This window comes from Rathayibacter sp. VKM Ac-2926, assembly GCF_022815565.1.
Taxonomy (GTDB): domain Bacteria; phylum Actinomycetota; class Actinomycetes; order Actinomycetales; family Microbacteriaceae; genus Rathayibacter; species Rathayibacter festucae.
Map to the genome: position 1 here is coordinate 108,626 of NZ_JALGRS010000007.1, position 21,630 is coordinate 130,255.

Below are 21,630 nucleotides of genomic sequence, written 5' to 3' on the forward strand. Positions count from 1 at the left end.
TCACCGGGCGGGCGCCTGAGCGCGCGGCTGCCGGCGCTCAGCCCGCGTGCCGCCCGGCCCGCGCCGGACGCGTCAGCGCGACGAGCGGCGCCGGCACCGTGAAGAGCGGATCCCCCGGGATCAGCGCCAGCACCCGGCGGATCCCGAGCGAGAGCGCGACGATCGCCGCCGTGAGCACCAGCGGGTAGAGCAGCGCCGCCACCGGCTTCTCGAGCAGCCCCGTCAGCCAGGCGGCGTCCGGGTTCGCGACGAGAGACCACAGCCCGAGCAGCGGCACCTGCAGCAGGTAGATCGGCAGCGTCCGCCGTCCGATCGCCGAGCCGACCCGCGCCGCCGGCGCCCAGCGGCAGAGCAGAGCCGCGCAGGCCACGGCGAGCGGGATCGCGCTCGCGCTCACCACGAAGCCCGCGATCTGCCCGGCTGCCCCGTCGACGACGCGCCCACCCACGACCGCCACCAGGAACACCCCGAGCGGCACGAGCAGCACCAGCACACCCGGCCGCGAGAAGCGGCGCAGCTGCTCCGCCCCGAGGACGCCGAGCGCGAAGAAGACGAAGTTGGCCAGCAGCGCGTCGCCGAAGAGGATCACCCGCAGGTTCGTCGCGAGGAACCAGGCGGCGGTGCCGAGCAGCAGGATCCCCCACCACGGCACCCGCAGCGCCCGCAGCAGCACCAGCACGAGCGGGTAGAGCGCGAGCGCGAAGAGGAACCAGAGCGTGGTCGTCGGGAAGACGAACTGCAGGAGGACGCGGTCGAGCGAGTCGATCGAGTGCGGGAAGTCGGGGCGCGCGAGCAGGGCGAAGAACACGGCGTAGAGCACGACCCACACCGCGTAGAGGTAGTAGTTCGAGACGAGCCGCACCCGCGCGGAGCCGCGACGCCAGCCGCGCAGCAGGCCGGACTGCGCGAGAAGCCCCGCCAGCGCGAAGAGGATCGGCATCCGGATGCGCCCGAGCGAGCCCCCGACCTGGTCCCAGAGCGCGGCGACCGAGGATCCCGGATCCGCGACGGTGGCGAAGCTCCAGATCAGGACGTGGAAGAGGACGACCGCGAGGACGCCGAGGCCGCGGGTCGTGTCGATCCAGGCGAGCCGCTCGCGCGCGACGAGCGCGTCCCCTGATCCCGTTGCCACGCGAACCAGTATGCGGGCTCGATGTGTCGCGGAAAACGCGACGTGCGGCGCGCGGCGTCGGTCCGCGGTGGCGGCTCGCGGCGTTCGGCCGCGCGCCGCCCGTCGGTTTGCGCCGTCAGCTCGCGCCGTCGAGCCGCCCGACCGCGGTGACCCGCACGACCGCGGCGCCCGCCTCGTCCGACTCCGCGAGATCGACCGTGGCGGAGATCCCCCAGTCGTGATCGCCGGCCGGATCGTCGAGGATCTGCCGCACCCGCCACTGGGTCGGCGTCTCGGTGACGAGCAGCATCTTCGGACCGCGGGCGTCCGGCCCGATCCCGATCGAGTCGTGCTCGTCGTAGTAGTCGTCGAGCGCCTCTCCCCAGGCGTCAGCGTCGAAGCCGGCCGCCGCGTCCAGCTCGCCGAGCGCCTCGTGGTCGTCCAGCGCCGCGAGCGTGACCCGCCGGAACAGCTCGTTGCGCACCAGCACCCGGAAGGCGCGCTGGTTCGCGGTCAGCCGGCGCGGCGCGGGCGGCACGATCGCCTGGTCGGCGGCGTGCAGGGCCGGGTTGACCAGCTCCTCCCACTCGTCGACCAGCGAGGAGTCGACCTGGCGCACCAGCTCGCCGAGCCACTCGATCAGATCGTGCAGCTCCTCGTTCTTGATCTCGTCCGGGATGGTCTGCCGGGCGGCCCGGAACGCGTCGGAGAGGTAGCGCAGCACCAGCCCCTCCGAGCGGGAGAGCTTGTAGAACGCGCAGTACTCGCCGAACGACATCGCGCGCTCGTACATGTCGCGCACCACCGACTTGGGCGAGAGCTCGAAGTCGCGCACCCAGGGCTGCACGGCGGTGTAGGTCTCGAAGGTCGCCTCGAGCAGCTCCTGGAGTGGCTTCGGGTGCGTGACGCTCTCGAGCAGCTCCATCCGCTCCTCGTACTCGATGCCGTCCGCCTTCATCGCGGCGACCGCATCGCCCCGGGCCTGGAACTGCTGGGCGCCGAGGATCTGCCGCGGGTCGTCGAGCGTCGCCTCGAGCACCGAGATCACGTCCAGCGCGAAGGTCGGCGACTCCGGGTCGAGCACGTCGAACACGGCGAGCGCGAACGGCGAGAGGGGCTGGTTGAGCGCGAAGTTCGGCTGCAGGTCGACGGTCAGCCGGATGCGGACCACGCCGTCGGCGTCGACGATCTGCTCGACGACCTCCGCGGTGCGGAGCGTGCGGTAGATGCCCAGCGCCCGGCGGGCCAGCTGCAGCTGCCGCTTCCACGGCTCGTGGTTGTCGAAGATCAGCGCGTGCACGTTCGCGAAGACGTCGCCGCCGCGCGCGATCACGTTGAGCAGCATCGCCGAGGTGATCGTCATGTGCGAGGTGAGCGTCTCGGGCTCGGCGTCGACGAGCTTGCGGAAGCTCGGCTCGCCCCAGCTGACGAAGCCCTGCGGCGCGCGCTTGCCGACCCACTTGCGCCGCTTCTTCGGGTCGTCGCCCATCTTGTCGAGCGCCTTGCGGTTCTCCGACTCGTGCTCGGGCGCCTGCACCACCACGGTGCCCGCGGTGTCGTAGCCCGCGCGGCCGGCCCGCCCGGCGATCTGGTGGAACTCGCGGGCCGAGAGCTGGCGGCTCTTCACGCCGTCGTACTTGGTCAGTGCGCTGAGCAGCACCGTCCGGATCGGCACGTTGATGCCGACGCCGAGGGTGTCCGTGCCGCAGATCACCCGCAGCATGCCCTGCTGGGCCAGCTGCTCGACCAGGCGGCGGTACTTCGGCAGCATGCCCGCGTGGTGCACGCCGATCCCGAGCCGGAGCAGGCGCGAGAGGGTCTTGCCGAACGCAGTCGTGAAGCGGAAGCCGCCGATCACCTCCGCGATGCGGTCGCGGTGCTCGCGGGTGGCGATGTTCGCGCTGGTCAGCGCCTGCGCGCGCTCGAGCGCGGCGGCCTGGGAGAAGTGCACGATGTAGACCGGCGCCTGGTTCGTCGAGAGCAGCTCCTCGATCGAGTCGTGGATCGGCGCGATCTCGTAGAAGAAGTGCAGCGGCACCGGCCGCTCGACCCCGGTGACCGTCGCGGTCTCGCGCCCCGTCCGCCGGGTGAGGTCCGCGGCGAGCGCCGTCACGTCGCCAAGCGTCGCCGACATCAGCACGAACTGCACGTGCGGCAGCGTCAGCAGCGGCACCTGCCAGGCCCAGCCGCGGGACGGGTCGGCGTAGAAGTGGAACTCGTCCATCACGACCTGGTCGACGTCCGTCTCGGCGCCGTGCCGGAGTGCCAGGTTGGCGAGGATCTCGGCCGTGCAGCAGATGATCGGCGCGTCCGGGTTCACCGAGGAGTCGCCGGTCACCATGCCGACGTTCGCGGCGCCGAAGACGTCGACCAGCGCGAAGAACTTCTCCGAGACGAGCGCCTTGATCGGCGCGGTGTAGTAGCTGCGCCGGCCGTTCGCCAGCGCGGCGGCGTGCGCCCCGATCGCGACCAGCGACTTCCCGGTGCCGGTCGGCGTCGACAGGATCAGGTTCGCCCCCGACGAGATCTCGATCATCGACTCGTCCTGCGCCGGGTACAGCGGCAGCCCGCGCGCCTCGGCCCACTCCGTGAACGCCAGGTACACCGCGTCGTCGTCGACGCGCCCGTCGGCGTCGGGCGTCGGCATCCGTTCGAGCAGCGTCGCAGTCATCCCCCCATCCTCCCGGAGTTTCCTGCGCCAGGGCCCCTCCCTGCTGGTCGAGTGCCTCCGCAGCGGCCGCACCCTGCCGGTCGAGCAGCCGCGCCGCGGCGTATCGAGACCCGCGCTCACGGGCGCGCTCGATCCGCGAGGGCCCGGCGCAGCCGCTCGACCGAGCGCTCGGGGTGCGGCAGGAACTCGGCCGCGACGATGCGCACCGGGTGCACACCGATCGCGAGGAAGTCGTCGTAGCGGCCGACGTCGCGCGCGAACTGGCGGTTGCTCGTGCGGTGTCCGTCGCCCTCGTACTCCCAGGACACCCGCTCCCGCTCGTACCAGCCGTCGGGCCGCCCGACGAAGACACCCGCCGGCGTGAACAGCGGCACCTGGAGCTGCGGCTCCGGAAGTCCTGCCCGCACCGACGCGAGCCGGAAGCGCGTCTCCGGCCGCGACTCGGCGCCGTCGCGCACCAGCGCGACCGCCTCGCGCAGCCGCGCTGCCCCGCGCCCGCAGAACCACGCCACTCGCTCGCGGAGCTCCCCCAGCGGCACCCAGGGGCGCGGATCCTCCGGATCTCCGCGGTGCGGCGTCCGCACGAGCGCGTCGCCCGCCGCCACGAGATCGTCGAGCTCGAGCAGCGTGCCCAGATGGCAGAAGAGCGACGCCCCGTCGGTCATCGGCAAGCCGTGCCGGACGACGCGCCGTACCCGCGCATCGGAGACCGCGTGCCCGGCCACTCCCGGACGCCGTGCCGCCCGAGCCGGCGCGCGCACGCTGACGTGCAGCGGCTCACCCGGCAGGGCGCGCGGGAGCTCCAGCGGCCAGAGTCTCGCCGCGGTCAGATGGCTGAGGACCGCTCCCGGCCCGAGCAGGGCGAGGAGCGCCCGCGCGCGGATCTCGAGGTCCGGATCGACGCCCTCGACCCGCACGCCGTGGAACGGCGCCGTCAGATCGCCGCTGCGCAGGCGACCCCGGGCGAGACCGACGCGAGCGGCCTCGGCGACGGTGAACGGCCGCCCGAGGAGCTCGGCGGGAAGACGGGACGGCTGCGGCATCCCGCCACCGTGCCGCACGCGGACCCCTGAGAACCGCTCTTCACAGACCCGCCTGTTCTCCACACCCCGACCGCGCCAGTCGATCCGTCACGAACGGTCCCCTCTCGCATTCGGAGACGACCATTCGTGCCGGATCGACGCCCGCACTGGGCTGCTCGATCAGCAGGCTGGGGCCGGTTCAGCAGCCCGCGGGTCAGGCGAGGGCGCGCTCGACGTACGGGCGCAGGTCGGCGGCGAGGCGCAGCTCGCCCGCGGCCTCGGCGTCGAGGAGGGTCTGCGCGTCGTCCGCGCGGCGCTCGACGAACCAGCGGCGCAGCGGCACGGCGCGCTCCGGGCGCGAGAGCAGCTCGATCGCGTCGCCGGCCTCGATGCTCCCCCGGTGCAGGACCCGCAGGTAGGCGCCGGTGCGCCCCTCGTCGGCGAAGCGCTTGACCCAGTGCGGCTCGCCGAGCACGCGCTGGAAGGTCGCGCACGGCGTCCGCGGCATCGTCACCTCGACCTCGACCTTCTCGCCGATCCGCCACCGCTCGCCGATCACGGCGCCGGTGAGATCGAGCCCCTCGACGCGCAGGTTCTCGCCGAACCGTCCGGGGGGCATCTCGTAGCCGAGCCGCTCCGCCCACCACTCGGCGTCCTCGCGGGCGTAGGCGTAGAGGGCCTTCGCCTCGCCGCCGTGGTGCGCGCGGTCGGCCTGCACGTCGGCGTAGACGCCGAGATCGCGGATGACGACCGGCCCCTCGACGGGGCGCTTGTCGATGGCGGTCACGCCGACCAGGCCCGGGTCCGGGAGCAGGCGGTCGACGCGGCAGACGGCGAGGAGTCGGGGCATGCGGTCATGCTCTCACCGCCGGGCCCCGCTCGCGCGCAGAGGCTCGCCGGTGGGCGGTGCGCAGGTGCTCGCCGCGTAGGCTCGCCGGGTGCGCGCCGCCCTCCCCGCTCCCCGTTTCGATCCGCTCCTCCTCGCCGGCCTCGCGGAGGGCTACGCCGGCGACACCGGCGCCCGGGAGCACGCGGAGGGCCTCCGCTTCGACGGCGTCGACCTCACCGGCGCCGACCTGACGGCCGCGTCCTTCAGCGAGTGCGTGCTCGACGGCGTGGTCCTCGAGCGGGCGCAGCTGCGGGCCGCCTCCCTCGTGGAATCGCGGCTCGAGCGGCTGGACGTGCCGGGGCTGTCCGCGCCCCGCAGCCGCTGGCGCTCGATCGAGCTCGCCTCCTCCCGGCTCGGCTCGGCCGAGCTCTACGAGAGCACCTTCGAGCAGGTCCGCATCACGGACTGCAAGCTCGGCTACGTCAACCTGCGCGGAGCGACCCTGCGCGACGTCCTCTTCGAGCGCTGCACGATCGACGAGCTCGACCTGGGCGGGGCCACCGGTTCGCGAGTGGCCTTCACCGACTGCGACGTCCGCTCGCTGGAGCTGCCCGGCGCGAAGATCCAGGACCTCGACCTGCGCGGCGCCGAGCTGCACGTGCTCGGCGGTCTCGACGGGCTCCGAGGCGTCGCGCTCACGGAGCTGCAGCTCAGCCTGATGCTGCCGCTGTTCGCCGAGCACTTCGGCGTGCGGATCCTCGGCTGAGGCGGACCCCCGGCCCTATGCGCGCCGTCGCCCGATCCGCCGGCTGAGCGCGCGGCGCCCGAGCAGGAACACCCCGAGCACGATCGTCGTGACGACCACGAAGCTCAGCTGCACGCCCTGCCCGGAGAGCACCCGCAGCAGCATCCCGCCGGCCACCGTCACGACCCAGACCACGAGCCCGGAGACGAGGATGCGATCCGGCGTCCGCCAGGCGCGCGCGATCACCCAGCCCAGCAGCAGCGCCGCGAGGAAGGGCCAGAGCGTCACGAGGAAGCCCTCGAGCACCGAGTCGCCGTCGTGCGTCCGCCGCCCGATCAGCACGAAGACCGCGACCAGGAGGACGTCCACCGCCAGGCCGAGCCCGGCGCGGCGGGTCACGCCGGCTCCGTCACGAAGTCGATCAGCTGCTCGACCCGGCCGAGCAGCGCGGGCTCCAGGTCCTTGAAGGTCCGGACCTGCCCGAGGATGCGCTGCCAGGCGCGCGCGATGTCGGCCTGCTCGTCGTGCGGCCAGCCGAGCGCCTGGCAGATGCCCTTCTTCCACTCGATCGAGCGCGGGACGTCGGGCCAGCGCGCGAGGCCGACGCGGGCCGGCTTGACCGCCTGCCAGACGTCGACGAAGGGATGGCCGACGACGAGGACGTGCGCGCCGTGCGGGCCGGCGGCGACCGCGTCGGCGATCCGCGACTCCTTCGACCCGCGGACGAGGTGGTCGACGAGCACGCCGATCCGCCGTCCCGGCCCGGGGGCGAAGGCGCGGACAAGCTCGTCGAGGTTGTCGACGCCCTCGATGTACTCGACGACCACGCCCTCGATCCGCAGGTCGTGCCCCCAGACCTTCTCCACCAGCTCGGCGTCGTGGCGGCCCTCGACGTAGATGCGGCTCGGCAGCGCGACGCGCGCCTTCGCGTCCGCGACGTGGAAGGAGCCGGAGGCGGAGCGCGCCCGGCCGAGGTTCGCGTCGCGCTTGAGGCCGGGCGCCTTGAGCGACACCGGCTTGCCGTCGATGAGGAAGCCGGGGCCGATCGGGAAGACGCGGACCTTGCCGAAGCGGTCCTCGAGCTTCACCATCCGCAGCTCCACGCCGACGACGGCGCCGACGAATCCGGAGGCGACCTCCTCGACCACGAGATCGCGCTCGGCCTCGACCACCGCGACCTCGACCGTGTTCTTCGCCCGCCAGTTCCCGGCGAGCACGTCCTGCCCGTACCTGTCCTCGTCCATCGCCTCGAGGGTAGCCCGCTGCTGCGGATGATCATCACTCTCGATTGCCCGAATGTATTGCGATGCGTTTATGGATCTGGTCCACTGGTCCTGGCCGCCGACCGGTGGCCGCGTTCCTCGAAAGGCAGCACCATGAGCAGCACCGACCTCCACGCCGAGCACGACCTCACCGAGCACCAGCACGGCGACGGCTGCGGCCACACCACCGTCCAGCACGACGACCACGTCGACTACGCGCACGGCACCCACCGCCACGCCCTGCACGGCGACCACTACGACGAGCACGGCGCGCACGCCGAGCACGTCGCCGCCGCCGACCAGTCCTGACCCGTTCGGCGGCATGCTGGTCGAGTAGCCGCGGAGCGGCGTATCGAGACCCGCCCTCCGGACGACCCTGGATCTCGATACGCCCTCTCCGAGGGCTACTCGATCAGCATGAGCGGCCCATGCTGGTCGAGTAGCGCGGAGCGCGTATCGAGACCCACCCACCGGACGACCCTGGATCTCGATACGCCCTCTCCGAGGGCTACTCGATCAGCATGAGCGAGCCATGCTGGTCGAGTAGCGCGGAGCGCGTATCGAGACCCCGCCGCCGGCGAGCATGACGCCGCGAGACCCCGCTCCCAGCCGCGGTGAGTAGGCTGGCGGGGATACAACGTGCTCCGGGGTCGGTGAGAGTCCGAACCGGCGGTGACAGTCCGCGAGCCGCTGACCACTTCGGTGGGAGGCGGTTGACCTGGTGGAATTCCGGGACCGACGGTGAAAGTCCGGATGGGAGGCAGCACGAGCGTCGCGCGCGAGCGCGGCGCTGAACGACGGTGCCCGCGCACCGCCGCTCGCACCCCGGAGTTCGGCGACGAACGGAACCGGGAATGACGATCGACTTCGAGCACGCGATGCGCAGGGCGCTGGCCCTCGCCGAGCGCGGCCCCTCGCGCGGCGTGAATCCGCGCGTCGGCTGCGTCCTCCTCGCGCCCGACGGCACCGTCCTCGCCGAGGGCTGGCACCACGGCGCCGGCACCGCTCACGCCGAGGTCGACGCCCTCTCCGCCCTCGCCCCGGGCGCCGCGACCGGCGCCACCGCCGTCGTCTCCCTCGAGCCCTGCAACCACACCGGCCGCACCGGCCCCTGCAGCCGGGCCCTGATCGACGCCGGCGTCGCCCGCGTGGTCTACGCCGTCGGCGACCCCGGCGACCGCTCGGCCGGCGGCGGCGACACCCTGCGCGCGGCCGGCGTCGAGGTGATCGAGGGCGTCCTCGCCGAGGAGGCGGAGGAGTTCCTGCACGTCTGGCTCGCCGCGACCCGCCGCCGCCGCCCCTGGGTGACCCTCAAGTGGGCGTCCACGCTCGACGGCCGCACCGCCGCCGCCGACGGCAGCAGCCGCTGGATCACCGGCGCCGCGGCCCGGCAGCGCGTGCACGAGCAGCGCGCCGCCGCGGACGCGATCCTCGTCGGCACCGGCACGGTCCTCGCCGACGACCCGAGCCTCACCGCCCGCGGCGACGCCGGCGAGCTCCTCGCCGAGCAGCCGCTGCCCGTCGTCGTCGGCGAGCGCGGCGTCCCCGCCGGCGCCCGCGTCCTCGAGCACCCGCGCCCCCCGGTCCTCGAGCGCACGCACGACCTCGCGGCGGTCCTCGACCGCCTCTACGACGCCGAGATCCGCCACGTCTACGTCGAGGGCGGCCCGACTCTGGCCTCCGCCCTCGTCGCCGGCGGACTCGTCGACGAGTTCTTGGTCTACCTCGCCCCGGCGCTGCTCGGCGGCCCGCGGCTCGCCCTCGACGACCTCGGCGTCGCGAGCATCGCCGGCGCGCACCGCCTCGATCTCCGCTCTGTCGAGGTCCTCGGCGGCGACCTCCTCGTCACCGCCCGGCCGGGCTCCCCCGCCCGCCGGCAGCCCGCCCCGCAGAAGGAGTCCTGATGTTCACCGGAATCATCGAGGAGGTCGGCGTCGTCACGGCCGTCTCGGCAGGGACCGACGCGATCCGCCTGACCGTGCGCGGCCCCCTGGCCGTCGAGGGCGCCCGGCACGGCGACTCCATCGCGGTCTCGGGCGTCTGCCTCACCGTCGTCGACCAGTCGGCGGACGGCTTCACCGCCGATGTGATGGCGCAGACCCTGCGGATGTCCACGCTCGACGGCGTCGCGGTCGGCGACCCCGTCAACCTGGAGCGCGCGGCGCTGGTCGGCGACCGCCTCGGCGGCCACATCGTCCAGGGCCACATCGACGGCACCGCGACGCTGCTCGCGGTCACGCCCGGCGACGCCTGGCGCGTGCTGCGCTTCTCCCTCCCCGCCGAGGCCGCCCCGCTCGTCACCGACAAGGGCTCGATCGCGGTCGACGGCGTCTCGCTGACGGTCTCGGCGATCAGCCCCGCCACCGAGCCGGAGCAGTGGTTCGAGGTCTCGCTCATCCCCGAGACCCTGGCCGCCACCACCCTCGGCGCCCGCGCCGTGGGCGACCGCGTCAACATCGAGACCGACATCCTCGCCCGCCACGTCGAGCGGATGCTCGCGCTGCGGTCCGCCGCCGACGAAGGAGGCCGAGCATGAGCCTCGCCACGATCCCCGAGGCCGTCGCGGCCCTCCGCGCCGGCCGGCCGATCATCGTCGCCGACGACGAGGGCCGCGAGAACGAGGGCGACGTCATCGTCTCGGCCCAGCTCGCCAGCCAGGAGACGATCGCCTGGATGGTGCGCCACTCCTCCGGCTTCATCTGCGCGCCGATGACGAACGAGATCGCCGACCGCCTGGATCTGCCGCTGATGGTCGTCGACAACGAGGACCCGCGCGGCACCGCGTACACGATCTCGGTCGACGCCGCCGACCGCCTCTCCACCGGCATCAGCGCCTCCGATCGCGCGCACACGCTCCGCGTGCTGGCCGACCCGGAGGCGACTCCGGCGCGACTGCATCGGCCCGGCCACATCCTGCCGCTGCGCGCCGTCGAGGGCGGCGTGCGCGAGCGCGACGGGCACACGGAGGCGGCGGTCGACCTGATGAAGCTCGCCGGGCTCGAGCCCGTCGGCGCCATCTCGGAGATCGTGGCCGAGGACGGCGAGATGATGCGCCTCCCCGGCCTGATCGCCCTCGGCGAGCGCGAGGGCGTGCCGGTGACCACGGTGGCCGCCCTGATCGCCTACCTCGAGGAGCACCACGCCGAGCTGGACGCCTCGAGCGTGGAGCCCGCCCGGGACACCCCGCGGGTGATCTTCGAGGTCGAGACGACCGTGCCGACCACGCACGGGCCGTTCCGGCTGCGCGCCTACCGCGACCGCCAGACCGGCGCCGACCACGTCGCCGTCGTGGCGGGCGACATCGGCGACGGTCACGGCACGCTCGTGCGGGTGCACTCCGAGTGCCTCACCGGCGAGGCCTTCGGCTCGCTGAAGTGCGAGTGCGGACCGCAGCTCGACGCCGCGCTCGACACGATCCAGCGCGACGGCGGCGTCGTGATCTACCTCCGCGGGCACGAGGGCCGCGGCATCGGCCTGATCAACAAGCTCCGCGCCTACCGCCTCCAGGAGGACGGGCTCGACACCCTCGACGCCAACCTCGCCCTCGGCCTGCCCGCCGACGCCCGCGACTACGGCGCCGCCGTCGGCATCCTCGAGGACCTCGGCGTCACCGACGTCCGCCTGCTCACCAACAACCCGGAGAAGGTGCGCCAGCTCACCGACCGCGGCATCACCGTGTCCGAGCGCGTGCCGCTGGTCGCCGGTGTCGGCGCCTTCAACCAGGGCTACCTCGCGACCAAGCGCGACCGGATGGGCCACTTCAGCGATCTCGACCCCCTCGTCGGACTCGACCCCCTCGACGCCGGACCCTCCGGCGCGACACCGAAGGAGTAAGCCATGGCCGGTAGCGGCGCCCCCACCACATCCCCCGTCGACGGGAGCGGCCTCCGCGTCGTCGTCGTCGCGGGGACCTGGCACCAGCAGATCAGCGACGGGCTGATCGCCGGCGCGAAGGCCGCGCTCGACGAGTCCGGCGCCTCCTGGTCGCTCGTGCGCGTCCCGGGCTCGTTCGAGCTGCCGGTGGCCGCGAAGGCCGCCCTCGAGGCCGGCGCCGACGCGGTGGTCGCCCTCGGCGTCATCATCCGCGGCGGCACCCCGCACTTCGAGTACGTCTCGGACGCGGCGACCTCGGGCCTGACGAACGTCTCGATCCAGACCGGCAAGCCGGTCGGCTTCGGCGTGCTCACCCTCGACACCGAGCAGCAGGGCATCGACCGCGCCGGCCTGCCCGGCTCGAAGGAGGACAAGGGCCGCGAGGCGGCGGAGGCGGCGATCGCGACCGCGCTCGTCCTCCGCGAGCTGCGCGGCTAGCCGCGACCCCGAGCGCCGACGCCCCCCTTGTCGGGGGCGTCGGCGCACTTCGCGGAGAGGCGCTCTTGCTGAGAAGACCCGGAGTAAAGTGGACGGGTCGTCACGAGCGGCCCTACCCTCCCTCCCCCTCGGCCCCCGCGGCCCGCAGCGCCCGATCGACGCCGCCCCCGCCGGCACCGGGAGACCCCTCCACCGGAGCAGCCCTCTTCCATGTCTTCTTCCCGTACCGCAGCCGACGCTCCCGCCGCCGCCCCGCAGAACTCCCGGGGCCGGGTCATCCTGGCGAGCCTCATCGGCACCTCGATCGAGTTCTACGACTTCTACGCCTACGCGACGGCCGCCGTCCTGGTCTTCCCGTCGCTCTTCTTCGTCAACGAGGACCCGGCGGTCGCCCTCCTCGCCTCCTTCGCGGTCTTCGGCGTCGCCTTCATCGCCCGCCCGATCGGGTCGATCATCTTCGGCCACTTCGGCGACCGCGTCGGCCGCAAGGGGACCCTCGTCGCCTCGCTGCTCACGATGGGCATCGCGACCTTCCTGATCGGCTGCCTGCCGACCGCCCTCACGCCGGGCTGGGAGTTCCTCGCTCCGTTCCTGCTCGTCGTGATGCGCTTCTGCCAGGGCCTCGGCCTGGGCGGCGAGTGGTCCGGCGCCGCCCTCCTCGCGACCGAGAACGCCCCCGCGAACAAGCGCGCCATCTACGGCACGTTCCCCCAGCTCGGCGCCCCGATCGGCTTCATCGTCGCGAACGTGCTCTTCCTCGTGCTCGCGAGCACGATGAGCGATGAGACCTTCGCGGCCTGGGGCTGGCGCGTGCCGTTCCTCGCGAGCGCCGTGCTGGTGATCGTCGGCCTCTACGTGCGCCTCAAGCTCGTCGAGACCCCCGCGTTCCAGAAGGTCGTCGACAACGGCGAGGTGGCCAAGCTGCCGCTCGCCCGCGTCTTCAAGACGAGCTGGCGCCCGCTCATCCTCGGCACGTTCATCATGCTGGCGACCTACGTGCTCTTCTACCTGATGACCACGTTCACGCTGACCTACGGCACCACGCCCTCCGACGCGGCGACCCCGGGCCTGGGCTACAGCCGCAACGACTTCCTGATCATGCTGATCGTCGGCGTCGTCTTCTTCGGGATCTTCACGCTCGTCTCCGGCCCGCTGGCCGAGAAGTTCGGCCGCCGCCGCACGCTGCTCGTCGTCACCTCGGCGATCCTCGTCTTCGGCCTGCTCTTCGTCCCGCTGTTCAGCGGCGGCTTCGCCGGCGTGATGGCGGTGCTGATCCTCGGCTTCACGCTGATGGGCCTCACCTTCGGCCCGATGGGCGCCGTCCTGCCCGAGCTGTTCCCGACCAACGTCCGCTACACCGGCTCGGCGATGTCGTACAACCTGGCGTCGATCCTCGGAGCGGCGCTCGCGCCGATCATCGCGGTGGCGCTCTGGCAGTCGGCCGGCGGCAGCACGCTGCTGGTGGGCCTCTACCTCAGTGCCGCGGCGGTGCTGACGCTGATCGCTCTGCTGCTCTCGAAGGAGACGCAGCACACGGCGTACCACGACAACGTGTCGTAGGACGCTCCTGCCCTGTACGTCCGGCCCGTCGGTTCCCCCGGCGGGCCGGACCCGTCTCCGGGCCCGTGCGACAGGACGCGGCGGCGGCCCTTCATGCCGGTCGACCCTTTTCATGCTGGTCGACCCTTCTCATGCTGGTCGAGTAGCCCCGCAGGGGCGTATCGAGACCCACCGTGGTCAGCAGGGCCGGTCCGCAGACTCGCGTTCTGACGCCGGTGCATCTCGATCCGCCCGCTCCGCGGGCTACTCGATCAGCATGGCGTCCCGTCCCGATCGGGGGCCGGTTCGCAGCCACGAAGGGGCAAGATGGACGGCGGTCCACAAGAAGTACGGCAGGGCATGAGCGAGGACGAACGAGCGATGAGCAGCACCACGGAGAGCACGCGCGGCGGACGGCGGCCCCGCCGCGGCAAGGACGACGGACCCCGCGCCTCCTTCTCGCAGCTCGTCCCCTACCTGCTCGAGCACCGCGGCATCCTCTCGGTCGTGGTGGTGCTCAGCCTGTTCGGTGCCGCCGCCAGCCTCGCGCAGCCGCTCGTCGTCGGCCAGGTCATCACCCGCGTGCAGGACGGTCTCGACCTCGGCCCGCTGGTCTGGGCGCTCCTCGTGCTCGTCGTCGCCTCCGGCCTCATCTCCGGCTTCGCGCACTACCTGCTCCAGCGCACCGGCGAGGGGATCGTCCTCTCCAGCCGCCGCCGGCTCGTCGCGCGGCTGCTCCGCCTGCCGATCCGCGAGTTCGACGCCCGCCGCACCGGCGACCTCGTCTCCCGCGTCGGCTCCGACTCCACGCTGCTGCGCGCCGTGCTCACCCAGGGCCTCGTCGACTCGATCGCGGGCTCGCTGCTCTTCGTCGGCGCGATCGTCGCGATGGCGATCATCGACTGGGTGCTGCTGCTGATCATCGTGGTCGTCGTCGCCGTCGCGCTCGGCGCTGCGCTGACCCTCGGTCGCGGCATCCGCGTCGCGAGCCGCAAGGCGCAGGAGAAGGTCGGCGACCTCGCCGCCGCCGTCGAGCGCGCGATCAGCGCCGTCCGCACCATCCGCGCCGCCGGCGCGACCGACCGCGAGATCGCCGTCGTCGACACCCACGCGACCGAGGCCTATCGCCTCGGCATCCGCGTCGCCCACATCTCCGCGCTCGTCGTCCCGGTCGCCGGGATCGCGATGCAGGTCGCCTTCCTCGCCGTGCTGGGCGTCGGCGGCTATCGCGTCGCCTCCGGGGCGATCGACATCGCCCAGCTGGTGTCGTTCATCCTCTTCCTCTTCATGATGGTGATGCCGCTGGGCAACTTCATCGGCGCGATCACCTCGGTCAACTCGGCGCTCGGCGCGCTCGGCCGGATCCAGGAGATCATCGACCTGCCGATCGAGGGCGACGGCGAGCGCGACGGCGGCGGCCTCGGCCCGGGCGTCGCGGACTCCGCGATCGCGTTCGACGACGTCGTCTTCTCCTACGACGCGAAGGCCCTCGACGCCGACGAGGACGCCCGCGACCGCACCGTCCTGCGCGGCGTCTCCTTCACCGTCCCGCGCGGCAAGCGCACCGCCCTGGTCGGCCCGTCCGGCGCCGGCAAGAGCACGATCCTCGCGCTGATCGAGCGCTTCTACGACCCCGAGGCCGGCGTGGTCCGGCTCGGCGGCGTCGACATCACCGCCATCGACCGCGACGCACTCCGCGCCCAGATCGGCTACGTCGAGCAGGACGCGCCGGTGCTGGCCGGCACTCTCCGCGAGAACCTCGTGCTCGGCCGCCCCGACGCCTCCGACGAGGACTGCCTGCGGGTGCTCGAGGCCGTGAACCTCACCGACGTGCTCGAGCGCAACCCGCTCGGCCTGAACGCCCCCGTCGGCGAGAGCGGCGTCATGCTCTCGGGCGGCGAGCGCCAGCGCCTCGCCATCGGGCGCGCGCTCCTCGCGGCCCCGCCGATCCTGCTGCTCGACGAGTCGACCTCGAGCCTGGACGGGCTCAACGAGCAGCGCCTGCGCCTCGCGATCGACGCCGTGGCCGAGAACCGCACGCTGCTCGTCATCGCGCACCGCCTCTCGACGGTCGTCGACTCCGACCAGATCGTGGTGCTGCAGAAGGGCGAGGTCGTCGGGATCGGCACGCACTCCGAGCTCGTCGAGTCGACGCCGCTCTACCGCGACCTGGCCAAGCACCAATTGCTGGTCTGAGCGCGGCCCCCGCCCGGTCAGCGCGGCGGCATCCGCAGCGCGCCGTCGAGGCGGATCACCTCGCCGTTGAGCATCGGGTTCTCGATCACGTGGCGCACGAGCGCGGCGAACTCCGACGGCCGGCCGAGCCGGGCCGGGTGCGGTACCGCCTCGCCGAGGGCGGCGCGCGCCGCCTCCGGCAGACCTGCGAGCAGCGGGGTGTCGAAGGTGCCGGGTGCGATCGAGACGACGCGGATCAGCGCGGAGGCGAGCTCGCGCGCGAGCGGCAGGGTCAACGCGGCCACGGCACCCTTCGACGCGGCGTAGGCGGCCTGGCCGATCTGCCCCTCGAAGGCGGCGATCGACGCCGTGGTGATCAGGACCCCGCGCTCGCCGTCGATCGGCTCGCCCTCGGCGATGACGGCCGCCGCGAGCCGCAGGACGTTCAGCGTGCCGACGGTGTTGATCCGGAGGACCCGCTCGAAGGCGTCGAGCGCCAGCGGCCCGTCGCGACCGAGGAGCCGGCCCGGCGTCGCGACGCCGGCGCAGGTCACCGCGATCCGCAGCCCCTCGGCGGCCGTCACGGCCCGCTGGACCGCGTCGGCGTCGAGGACGTCGCCCTGGATCCGCAGGACCGACTCCGGCAGGTCGGCGCTGTCGAGCGCCGCCGGCAGGTCGAGGACGACGACCCGCGCTCCTGCCTCGGCGAGGGCCCGCGCCGTCGCGGCTCCGAGCCCCGAGGCTCCCCCGGAGACCAGCGCCGCGCAGTCCTCGACCCGCATCAGGGCGCGATCGTCGGGGCGGGCGCGTCGGTGGAGAGCGCCTCGGCGGAGCAGTCGGTGAGGGTGCGGTCGTAGTCGGCGATCGCCTCCTGCGCGGCCAGCCACTCCGACTCGCTCAGGGAGCCGTCCGGGGCGGCGGGCCGCTCGTTCAGGCCGTAGCGCGCGAGGCACCGGGTGATCAGCTGGGAGACCTCATCACCCTCGGTCACCGCTCCGGTCGCGACGGGCGTCGGCTCGGTCGCGCGGATCGTCCGCGCGGGCGTGGCACCGGAGTCGGGCACCTCGGCCGGGTCCAGCGCGCAGCCCGCGAGCGGGGCCAGCAGCAGCAGCACGGCCGCGACGGCCGACGGCAGGCGGGCGGCTCGGAGCCGGGAGCGCTCGGGCATGGACGACCTCGGGAGTGGATGACGGCGGAGGACGGCACGGCGCCGGAGGAGCGGTGCCGGCCGGGTTGGTGGCGAGCGTAGCGCAGGCGCTCGGACCGGGGCGTCCGGGGTGCGCGGAACGACGGGCCGCGGCCCTGACGGGGGGTCAGGGCGCCGCGAGCGCCCACATCGCGACCGCACTCGCCGCCGCGACGTTCAGCGAGTCGATCCCGTGCCGCATCGGGATCTGCACCGCGACGTCCGCGGCGGCCAGCGCCTCCGCGGTGAGCCCCTCCCCCTCGGTGCCGAGCACGAGCGCGACCCGCTCCGGGGCGGCCGCCGCGAAGTCGCGCAGCGGCACCGCCTCCGGGGTCAGCGCCATCGCGGCGATCGTGAAGCCGGCCCCGTGCAGCAGCGCGCGCGTGCTCGGCCAGTCGCCCACCCGCGTCCACGGCACCTGGAGCACCGTGCCCATGCTGACGCGGATCGCCCGGCGGTAGAAGGGGTCGGAGCAGCGCGGCGTCACCAGCACGGCGTCGGCGCCGATCGCGCCGACCGAGCGGAAGATCGCGCCGACGTTCGTCGGGTCGACCACGTTCTCGAGCACGACCACGCGGCGCGCGCCGGCGAGCAGCTCCGCGGGGTCGGCCAGCACCGGCCGGTCCAGCGCGGCGATCAAACCGCGGTGCAGCGTGTAGCCGGTCAGCTCGGCCAGCAGCTCACCGGGTCCGGTGAAGACCGGCACGTCCCGGTCGCCGAGCAACCGCTCGGCCTCCTCGACCGAGCCGCCGAGCGAGAGCACCGAGCGCGGCCGGTGGCCGGCGGCGAGCGCCCGCTCGAGCACCAGCGCCGACTCCGCGAGATAGAGCCCGTGCGGGCCGCGGGCGTTCTTCAGCGCGACGTCCGTGGCGTGCGCGTAGTCGCGCAGCCGCGGGTCCTCGAGAGAGCGGACCTCGATCAGCTCCACGGATCAGGCGAAGGGGTCGGGGGTGAGCGTGTACTTGGTGCTGAGGTACTCGTGGATGCCCTCGAGCCCGCCCTCGCGGCCGAGCCCCGACTGCTTGACGCCGCCGAACGGTGCCGCGGCGTTCGAGACGACGCCGACGTTCAGCCCCATCATCCCGGTGGCGAGCCGCTCGATCATCCGCTGGCCGCGGGCGAGATCGCGGGTGAAGACGTACGAGACCAGCCCGAACTCGGTGTCGTTGGCGAGAGCGACCGCCTCGTCCTCGTCGCGGAACGGCACGATCGCGAGGACCGGGCCGAAGATCTCGGTGCGCAGGATCTCGCTGCCGGCCGCGACCCCCGCGAGCACCGTCGGCTCGTAGAAGTGCCCCGCTCCGTCGATGCCGTGCCCGCCGACGCGGACCTCGGCGCCGCGCTCGACAGCGTCCTCAACCAGCGAGGCCGCCTTCTCGACTGCGCGGTCGTCGATCAGCGGACCGATCGTGATGCCCGCCTCGGTGCCGCGGCCGACGGTCAGCGCGCGGACGCGCTCCGTGACGCGGGCCGCGAACTCCTCGGCGATCGACTCGTGCACGAAGAAGCGGTTCGCGGCCGTGCAGGCCTGCCCGATGTTGCGGAACTTCGCCAGCATCGCGCCCTCGACCGCGCGGTCGAGATCGGCGTCCTCGAAGACGACGAACGGCGCGTTGCCGCCGAGCTCCATCGAGGTGCGCAGGACGCCCTCGGCCGCCTGCTGCAGCAGCGTCCGCCCGACCGGCGTCGAGCCGGTGAAGGAGAGCTTGCGCAGCCGCGGGTCCGACAGGATCGGCTCCGACACCGCGCCGGCCGAGGAGGTGGTGACCACGTTGACGACGCCGTCCGGCACCCCCGCCTCCGCGAGCAGGGCGGCGAAGGCGAGCGTCGTCAGCGGCGTCAGCTCGGCGGGCTTCACCACGACGGTGCAGCCGGCGGCGAGGGCCGGGGCGATCTTGCGGGTCGCCATCGCGAGCGGGAAGTTCCACGGGGTGATCAGGTAGCACGGACCGATCGGGTGCTGCGAGACGATCATCCGCCCCGTGCCCTCCGGGTTCACGCCGTAGCGGCCCGAGATGCGCACCGCCTCCTCGCTGAACCAGCGGAGGAACTCTCCCCCGTAGGCGACCTCGCCGAGCGCCTCGGCGAACGGCTTGCCCATCTCCAGCGTCATCAGCAGGGCGAAGTCGTCCTTGCGCTCCTGCAGCAGGTCGAAGGCGCGGCGGAGGATCTCCGCGCGCTTCCGGGGTGCGGTCGCGGACCAGGCCGGCCCCGCCTCGACGGCGGCGTCGAGCGCCCGCAGGCCGTCCTCCGGAGTCGCGTCGGCGATGGTGCGGATCACCTCGCCGGTGGCCGGATCCTCGACGTCGATCGTGCCGCCGCCCGAGCCGTCGACCCAGGCGCCGCCGATGAGCAGCTGCGACGGGACGCGGGCGAGCAGGGCCGCCTCGGCGGCGCTTCGAACGACGGAATCACTCACGAGAACACTCTTCCTGTGCGGATCGAGTCGCGCGGACCCCGCACGACGATGCTTCTCAGTCTACGACCGCCCCCGGACGCACCTCAGGAGCCGGTCACCCCTGTGGACGGACCGGCCCCTGTGGAGGAGGGAAGCACAGTGGAGGAGGGAAGCACGGTGGAGGACGCCTCGACACGCACACCCGCCTCGGCCAGCTCGCGCAGCGCCGCGGCGCTCGCCTCGGGCGAGACCCCGGCGACGAGGTCGGAGAGCACGCGCACCTCCAGGCCGGCCGCGCGCGCATCGAGGGCCGAGGCCCGCACGCAGTAGTCGGTGGCGAGCCCCACCACGTCGAGCTCGGTCACGCCCAGGCGCTCGAGCAGCGCCGGAACCGGCGCGCCGTCGTCCGCCGTCCCCTCGAAGGCCGAGTAGGACGGCCGGCCCTGGCCCTTGCGGATGTGCACGTCGACCGCGTCGACAGCGAGGGCCGGGTGGTACTCCGCGCCGGCCGTCCCCGCCACGCAGTGCACCGGCCAGGTGTCGACGAAGTCGGGCTCTGGGGCGAAGTGCCCGCCGTTGTCGGAGTCGCCGTCGTGCCAGTCGCGCGAGGCGAGCACCGTCGTGTAGCGGCCGGCGCTCGCGGCGAGGTGCGCGGTGATCCCCTCGGCGACACGGGTGCCGCCGGCGACGGCGAGGGCGCCCTCCTCGGTGAAGTCGTTCTGCACGTCGACGATCAGGAGTGCCGTGGTCATGGTGGTCCTCTCGGAGCGGGAGCGGGAGCGGTGCGGGCGGTGCGGTCAGGAGTCGGAGAGCGCGCCGCCGCAGCGGTAGACGCCGGTGACGAGCGTGTCGATGGCGGGCTTCGCCGAGTCGGAGACGTCGCCGAGCGCGTACACGGCGAAGGTGAGCGCGGTGCCGTCCTGGGCGTCGACGACGCCGGCGAGCGTGTAGCCGGTGTCGATCCAGCCGGTCTTCGCGCGGACGGCGCCGTCGGCCACCGCGTTGTCGCCGGCGAAGCGGTCGGCGTAGGAGAGCGAGCCCGTGCGCCCCGAGACCGGGAGGCCGTCAAGCAGGATGCCGAGCTGCCCCTCCCGGGCCTGGATCTTCCGCAGCAGGCTCGTGAAGTACGCCGGTGCCACCGCGTTGTCGTCGCTGAGTCCCGAGCCGTCGACGATCGTGATGCCGGCCGTGTCCACTCCGTAGCCGGCGAGGCCCTGGAGGACGCCCGCCTGCTCGGCGCCGAAGTCGTTGCCGGAGCCCCTCCGGATCGCGACCAGCCGCGCGAGCATCTCGGCGATCGCGTTGTCCGAGACGAGCAGCATCTGCTGCACGAGGGTGCTCACCGGGGCGGACTCGACGGTGCCGAGCACCCGCGCGCCCGCCGTCGCGGTACCGGTGCTCACGGTCGGCGAGCCGGACAGCTCGTCCACGAAGGCGTCGCCCGCCCGGCCGATCGGGTCCTCGCCGCGGCGGGAGGTGGCGGCGGTCGGATCCGCCCGGTCGCCGTCGACCTGCAGGGCGGTGATCTCGGGCATGTAGCCGTCGGTCTGCTCCTTGCGGTTCCAGCTCGGCTGCCACGTGTCGCCGGAGTAGAGCGAGGCGTCGAGCACGACGGACGAGATCGCGGTGCCCGCGGTCGCCGGGTCGGCGTCCCAGGCGGCCTCGACCTGCGTGGCGAGGTCGTCGAGGTGCGCGGCACCGGCGTAGACCGACTCCTGACCGCTCGGCAGCCGGCTGAGCGTGAGGTCGCCCCCGCCGACCAGCACGACGCTGCCGGGCGCGTCACCTGCGACGACGGTCGTGGCGATGCGGGTGTCCGGGCCGAGGACGGCGAGCGCGGAGGCGGCGGTGAGGATCTTGAGCGCGGAGGCGGTGCGCGAGGCGGTCGTGCCGCCGCGGTCGAAGAGCACCTCGCCGGTCGCTGCGTCGACGACCCGCGCCTGCATCGAGCCGAGGCGCGGATCCGCGGCGAGCCCGGCGACGGAGCAGGTGCGCAGCGCCTCGGCGGTCTCGGTGCCGGCGGGCCGCGCGGCGGGCGGTGTCGTCGTCGGCGCGGGCGCGGAAGTCGAGGGTGCTGCGACAGGAGTCGCCGTGCGGCCGATGGCGGTCCCGGCGCCGAACGCTCCGACGCCCAGCAGCACGGCGACGGCGGCCGCCGCGACGACGAGGGCGCGCGGTCGGCGGCGGGGCGGGGTGTCGGTCATCCGAACAAGGGTAACCGGCCGGGATCGACGAGGCCTGGGGGCGATGGCTGCACTCGCGGCTACACCACGGGGGAAAATGCGGAGCCGCCTGTCGGAATCGAACCGACGACCTTCTCATTACGAGTGAGACGCTCTACCGACTGAGCTAAGGCGGCGTGCTCGCGAGGCGCTGGCCCC

General features: G+C 73.4%; 20 protein-coding genes, 1 tRNA gene and 1 riboswitch. Of the genes, 8 read left to right on the forward strand and 13 right to left on the reverse strand.

Going from position 1 to position 21,630, the window contains the following annotated elements; all coding sequences use genetic code 11:
• Positions 1-37: 37 nt before the first annotated feature.
• From MT351_RS11615 to MT351_RS11630, 4 genes are all read right to left on the reverse strand, one after another.
• Positions 38-1,132 carry an acyltransferase gene (locus MT351_RS11615; protein ID WP_165909150.1) on the reverse strand — a complete coding sequence of 365 codons (1,095 nt, stop codon included), beginning with the start codon at positions 1,130-1,132 and terminating at the stop codon, positions 38-40.
• A gap of 115 nt (positions 1,133-1,247) precedes the next feature.
• Positions 1,248-3,782 (reverse strand): RNA helicase, encoded by a 2,535-nt coding sequence (locus MT351_RS11620; protein ID WP_132437692.1) that lies wholly within the window; start codon positions 3,780-3,782, stop codon positions 1,248-1,250.
• 116 nt (positions 3,783-3,898) lie between these two features.
• A complete protein-coding gene (locus MT351_RS11625) occupies positions 3,899-4,825 on the reverse strand; it encodes a hypothetical protein (protein WP_132437691.1) in 927 nt (308 codons plus the stop codon).
• A 193-nt stretch (positions 4,826-5,018) separates the two neighbouring features.
• Positions 5,019-5,654, reverse strand: a complete 636-nt coding sequence (locus tag MT351_RS11630; RefSeq protein WP_123705180.1) for an MOSC domain-containing protein — start codon at positions 5,652-5,654, stop codon at positions 5,019-5,021.
• An 88-nt stretch (positions 5,655-5,742) separates the two neighbouring features.
• On the opposite strand from MT351_RS11630, the gene MT351_RS20315 reads away from it, so the two are divergent.
• Positions 5,743-6,399 carry a pentapeptide repeat-containing protein gene (locus tag MT351_RS20315; protein ID WP_132437690.1) on the forward strand — a complete coding sequence of 219 codons (657 nt, stop codon included), beginning with the start codon at positions 5,743-5,745 and terminating at the stop codon, positions 6,397-6,399.
• A gap of 15 nt (positions 6,400-6,414) precedes the next feature.
• Here MT351_RS20315 and MT351_RS11640 read toward each other — a convergent pair whose 3' ends face one another.
• Together MT351_RS11640 and MT351_RS11645 are read right to left on the reverse strand one after the other, a co-directional pair.
• Positions 6,415-6,777 carry a DUF3054 domain-containing protein gene (locus tag MT351_RS11640; RefSeq protein WP_132437689.1) on the reverse strand — a complete coding sequence of 121 codons (363 nt, stop codon included), beginning with the start codon at positions 6,775-6,777 and terminating at the stop codon, positions 6,415-6,417.
• Positions 6,774-7,622, reverse strand: a complete 849-nt coding sequence (locus MT351_RS11645) for a DUF3097 domain-containing protein (RefSeq protein WP_132437688.1) — start codon at positions 7,620-7,622, stop codon at positions 6,774-6,776. The genes MT351_RS11640 and MT351_RS11645 overlap by 4 nt, the downstream gene beginning before the upstream one ends.
• Before the next feature lie 132 nt (positions 7,623-7,754).
• Between MT351_RS11645 and MT351_RS11650 the strand changes: the two genes are divergently transcribed.
• From MT351_RS11650 to MT351_RS11680, 7 genes are all read left to right on the forward strand, one after another.
• On the forward strand, positions 7,755-7,949 hold the full coding sequence (locus MT351_RS11650; RefSeq protein WP_123447667.1) for a zinc transporter permease: 195 nt from the start codon (positions 7,755-7,757) through the stop codon (positions 7,947-7,949).
• Positions 7,950-8,276: 327 nt separating this feature from the next.
• A riboswitch (FMN riboswitch) is annotated at positions 8,277-8,410 on the forward strand.
• Positions 8,411-8,494: 84 nt separating this feature from the next.
• Complete coding sequence (gene ribD / locus MT351_RS11655) at positions 8,495-9,544, forward strand: bifunctional diaminohydroxyphosphoribosylaminopyrimidine deaminase/5-amino-6-(5-phosphoribosylamino)uracil reductase RibD (RefSeq protein ID WP_243582250.1); 1,050 nt, start codon at positions 8,495-8,497, stop codon at positions 9,542-9,544.
• Complete coding sequence (locus MT351_RS11660) at positions 9,544-10,176, forward strand: riboflavin synthase (protein ID WP_132437687.1); 633 nt, start codon at positions 9,544-9,546, stop codon at positions 10,174-10,176. The genes ribD and MT351_RS11660 overlap by 1 nt, the downstream gene beginning before the upstream one ends.
• Positions 10,173-11,474, forward strand: a complete 1,302-nt coding sequence (ribA, locus tag MT351_RS11665; protein WP_243582251.1) for a GTP cyclohydrolase II — start codon at positions 10,173-10,175, stop codon at positions 11,472-11,474. The genes MT351_RS11660 and ribA overlap by 4 nt, the downstream gene beginning before the upstream one ends.
• 3 nt (positions 11,475-11,477) lie before the next feature.
• Positions 11,478-11,951 carry a 6,7-dimethyl-8-ribityllumazine synthase gene (gene ribH, locus MT351_RS11670; protein ID WP_123447670.1) on the forward strand — a complete coding sequence of 158 codons (474 nt, stop codon included), beginning with the start codon at positions 11,478-11,480 and terminating at the stop codon, positions 11,949-11,951.
• 210 nt (positions 11,952-12,161) lie between these two features.
• A complete protein-coding gene (locus MT351_RS11675) occupies positions 12,162-13,511 on the forward strand; it encodes an MFS transporter (protein ID WP_132437685.1) in 1,350 nt (449 codons plus the stop codon).
• A gap of 360 nt (positions 13,512-13,871) precedes the next feature.
• Positions 13,872-15,686, forward strand: coding sequence for an ABC transporter ATP-binding protein (locus MT351_RS11680; protein ID WP_243582252.1), 1,815 nt, complete (start codon positions 13,872-13,874; stop codon positions 15,684-15,686).
• Positions 15,687-15,703: 17 nt separating this feature from the next.
• On the opposite strand, the gene MT351_RS11685 is transcribed toward MT351_RS11680, so the two are convergent.
• The 7 genes from MT351_RS11685 to MT351_RS11715 all read right to left on the reverse strand — a co-directional run bounded on the left by MT351_RS11685 (position 15,704) and on the right by MT351_RS11715 (position 21,608).
• Positions 15,704-16,447, reverse strand: coding sequence for an SDR family NAD(P)-dependent oxidoreductase (locus MT351_RS11685; protein ID WP_243582253.1), 744 nt, complete (start codon positions 16,445-16,447; stop codon positions 15,704-15,706).
• Positions 16,447-16,833: a hypothetical protein gene (locus tag MT351_RS11690; RefSeq protein WP_133963224.1), complete on the reverse strand. Its 387-nt coding sequence runs from the start codon at positions 16,831-16,833 to the stop codon at positions 16,447-16,449. The genes MT351_RS11685 and MT351_RS11690 overlap by 1 nt, the downstream gene beginning before the upstream one ends.
• Before the next feature lie 145 nt (positions 16,834-16,978).
• Positions 16,979-17,779, reverse strand: coding sequence for an RNA methyltransferase (locus MT351_RS11695; RefSeq protein ID WP_243582254.1), 801 nt, complete (start codon positions 17,777-17,779; stop codon positions 16,979-16,981).
• 3 nt (positions 17,780-17,782) lie between these two features.
• The gene (locus MT351_RS11700; protein ID WP_243582255.1) at positions 17,783-19,270 is read right to left on the reverse strand and encodes an NAD-dependent succinate-semialdehyde dehydrogenase; all 1,488 of its coding nucleotides are present in this window, start codon (positions 19,268-19,270) and stop codon (positions 17,783-17,785) included.
• 83 nt (positions 19,271-19,353) lie between these two features.
• Complete coding sequence (locus MT351_RS11705) at positions 19,354-20,001, reverse strand: isochorismatase family protein (protein WP_243582256.1); 648 nt, start codon at positions 19,999-20,001, stop codon at positions 19,354-19,356.
• Between the two features lie 45 nt (positions 20,002-20,046).
• Positions 20,047-21,453 carry a D-alanyl-D-alanine carboxypeptidase/D-alanyl-D-alanine-endopeptidase gene (gene dacB, locus MT351_RS11710; protein WP_243582257.1) on the reverse strand — a complete coding sequence of 469 codons (1,407 nt, stop codon included), beginning with the start codon at positions 21,451-21,453 and terminating at the stop codon, positions 20,047-20,049.
• A gap of 82 nt (positions 21,454-21,535) precedes the next feature.
• A tRNA-Thr gene (locus tag MT351_RS11715) sits at positions 21,536-21,608 on the reverse strand.
• Between the last annotated feature and the right edge of the window lie 22 nt (positions 21,609-21,630).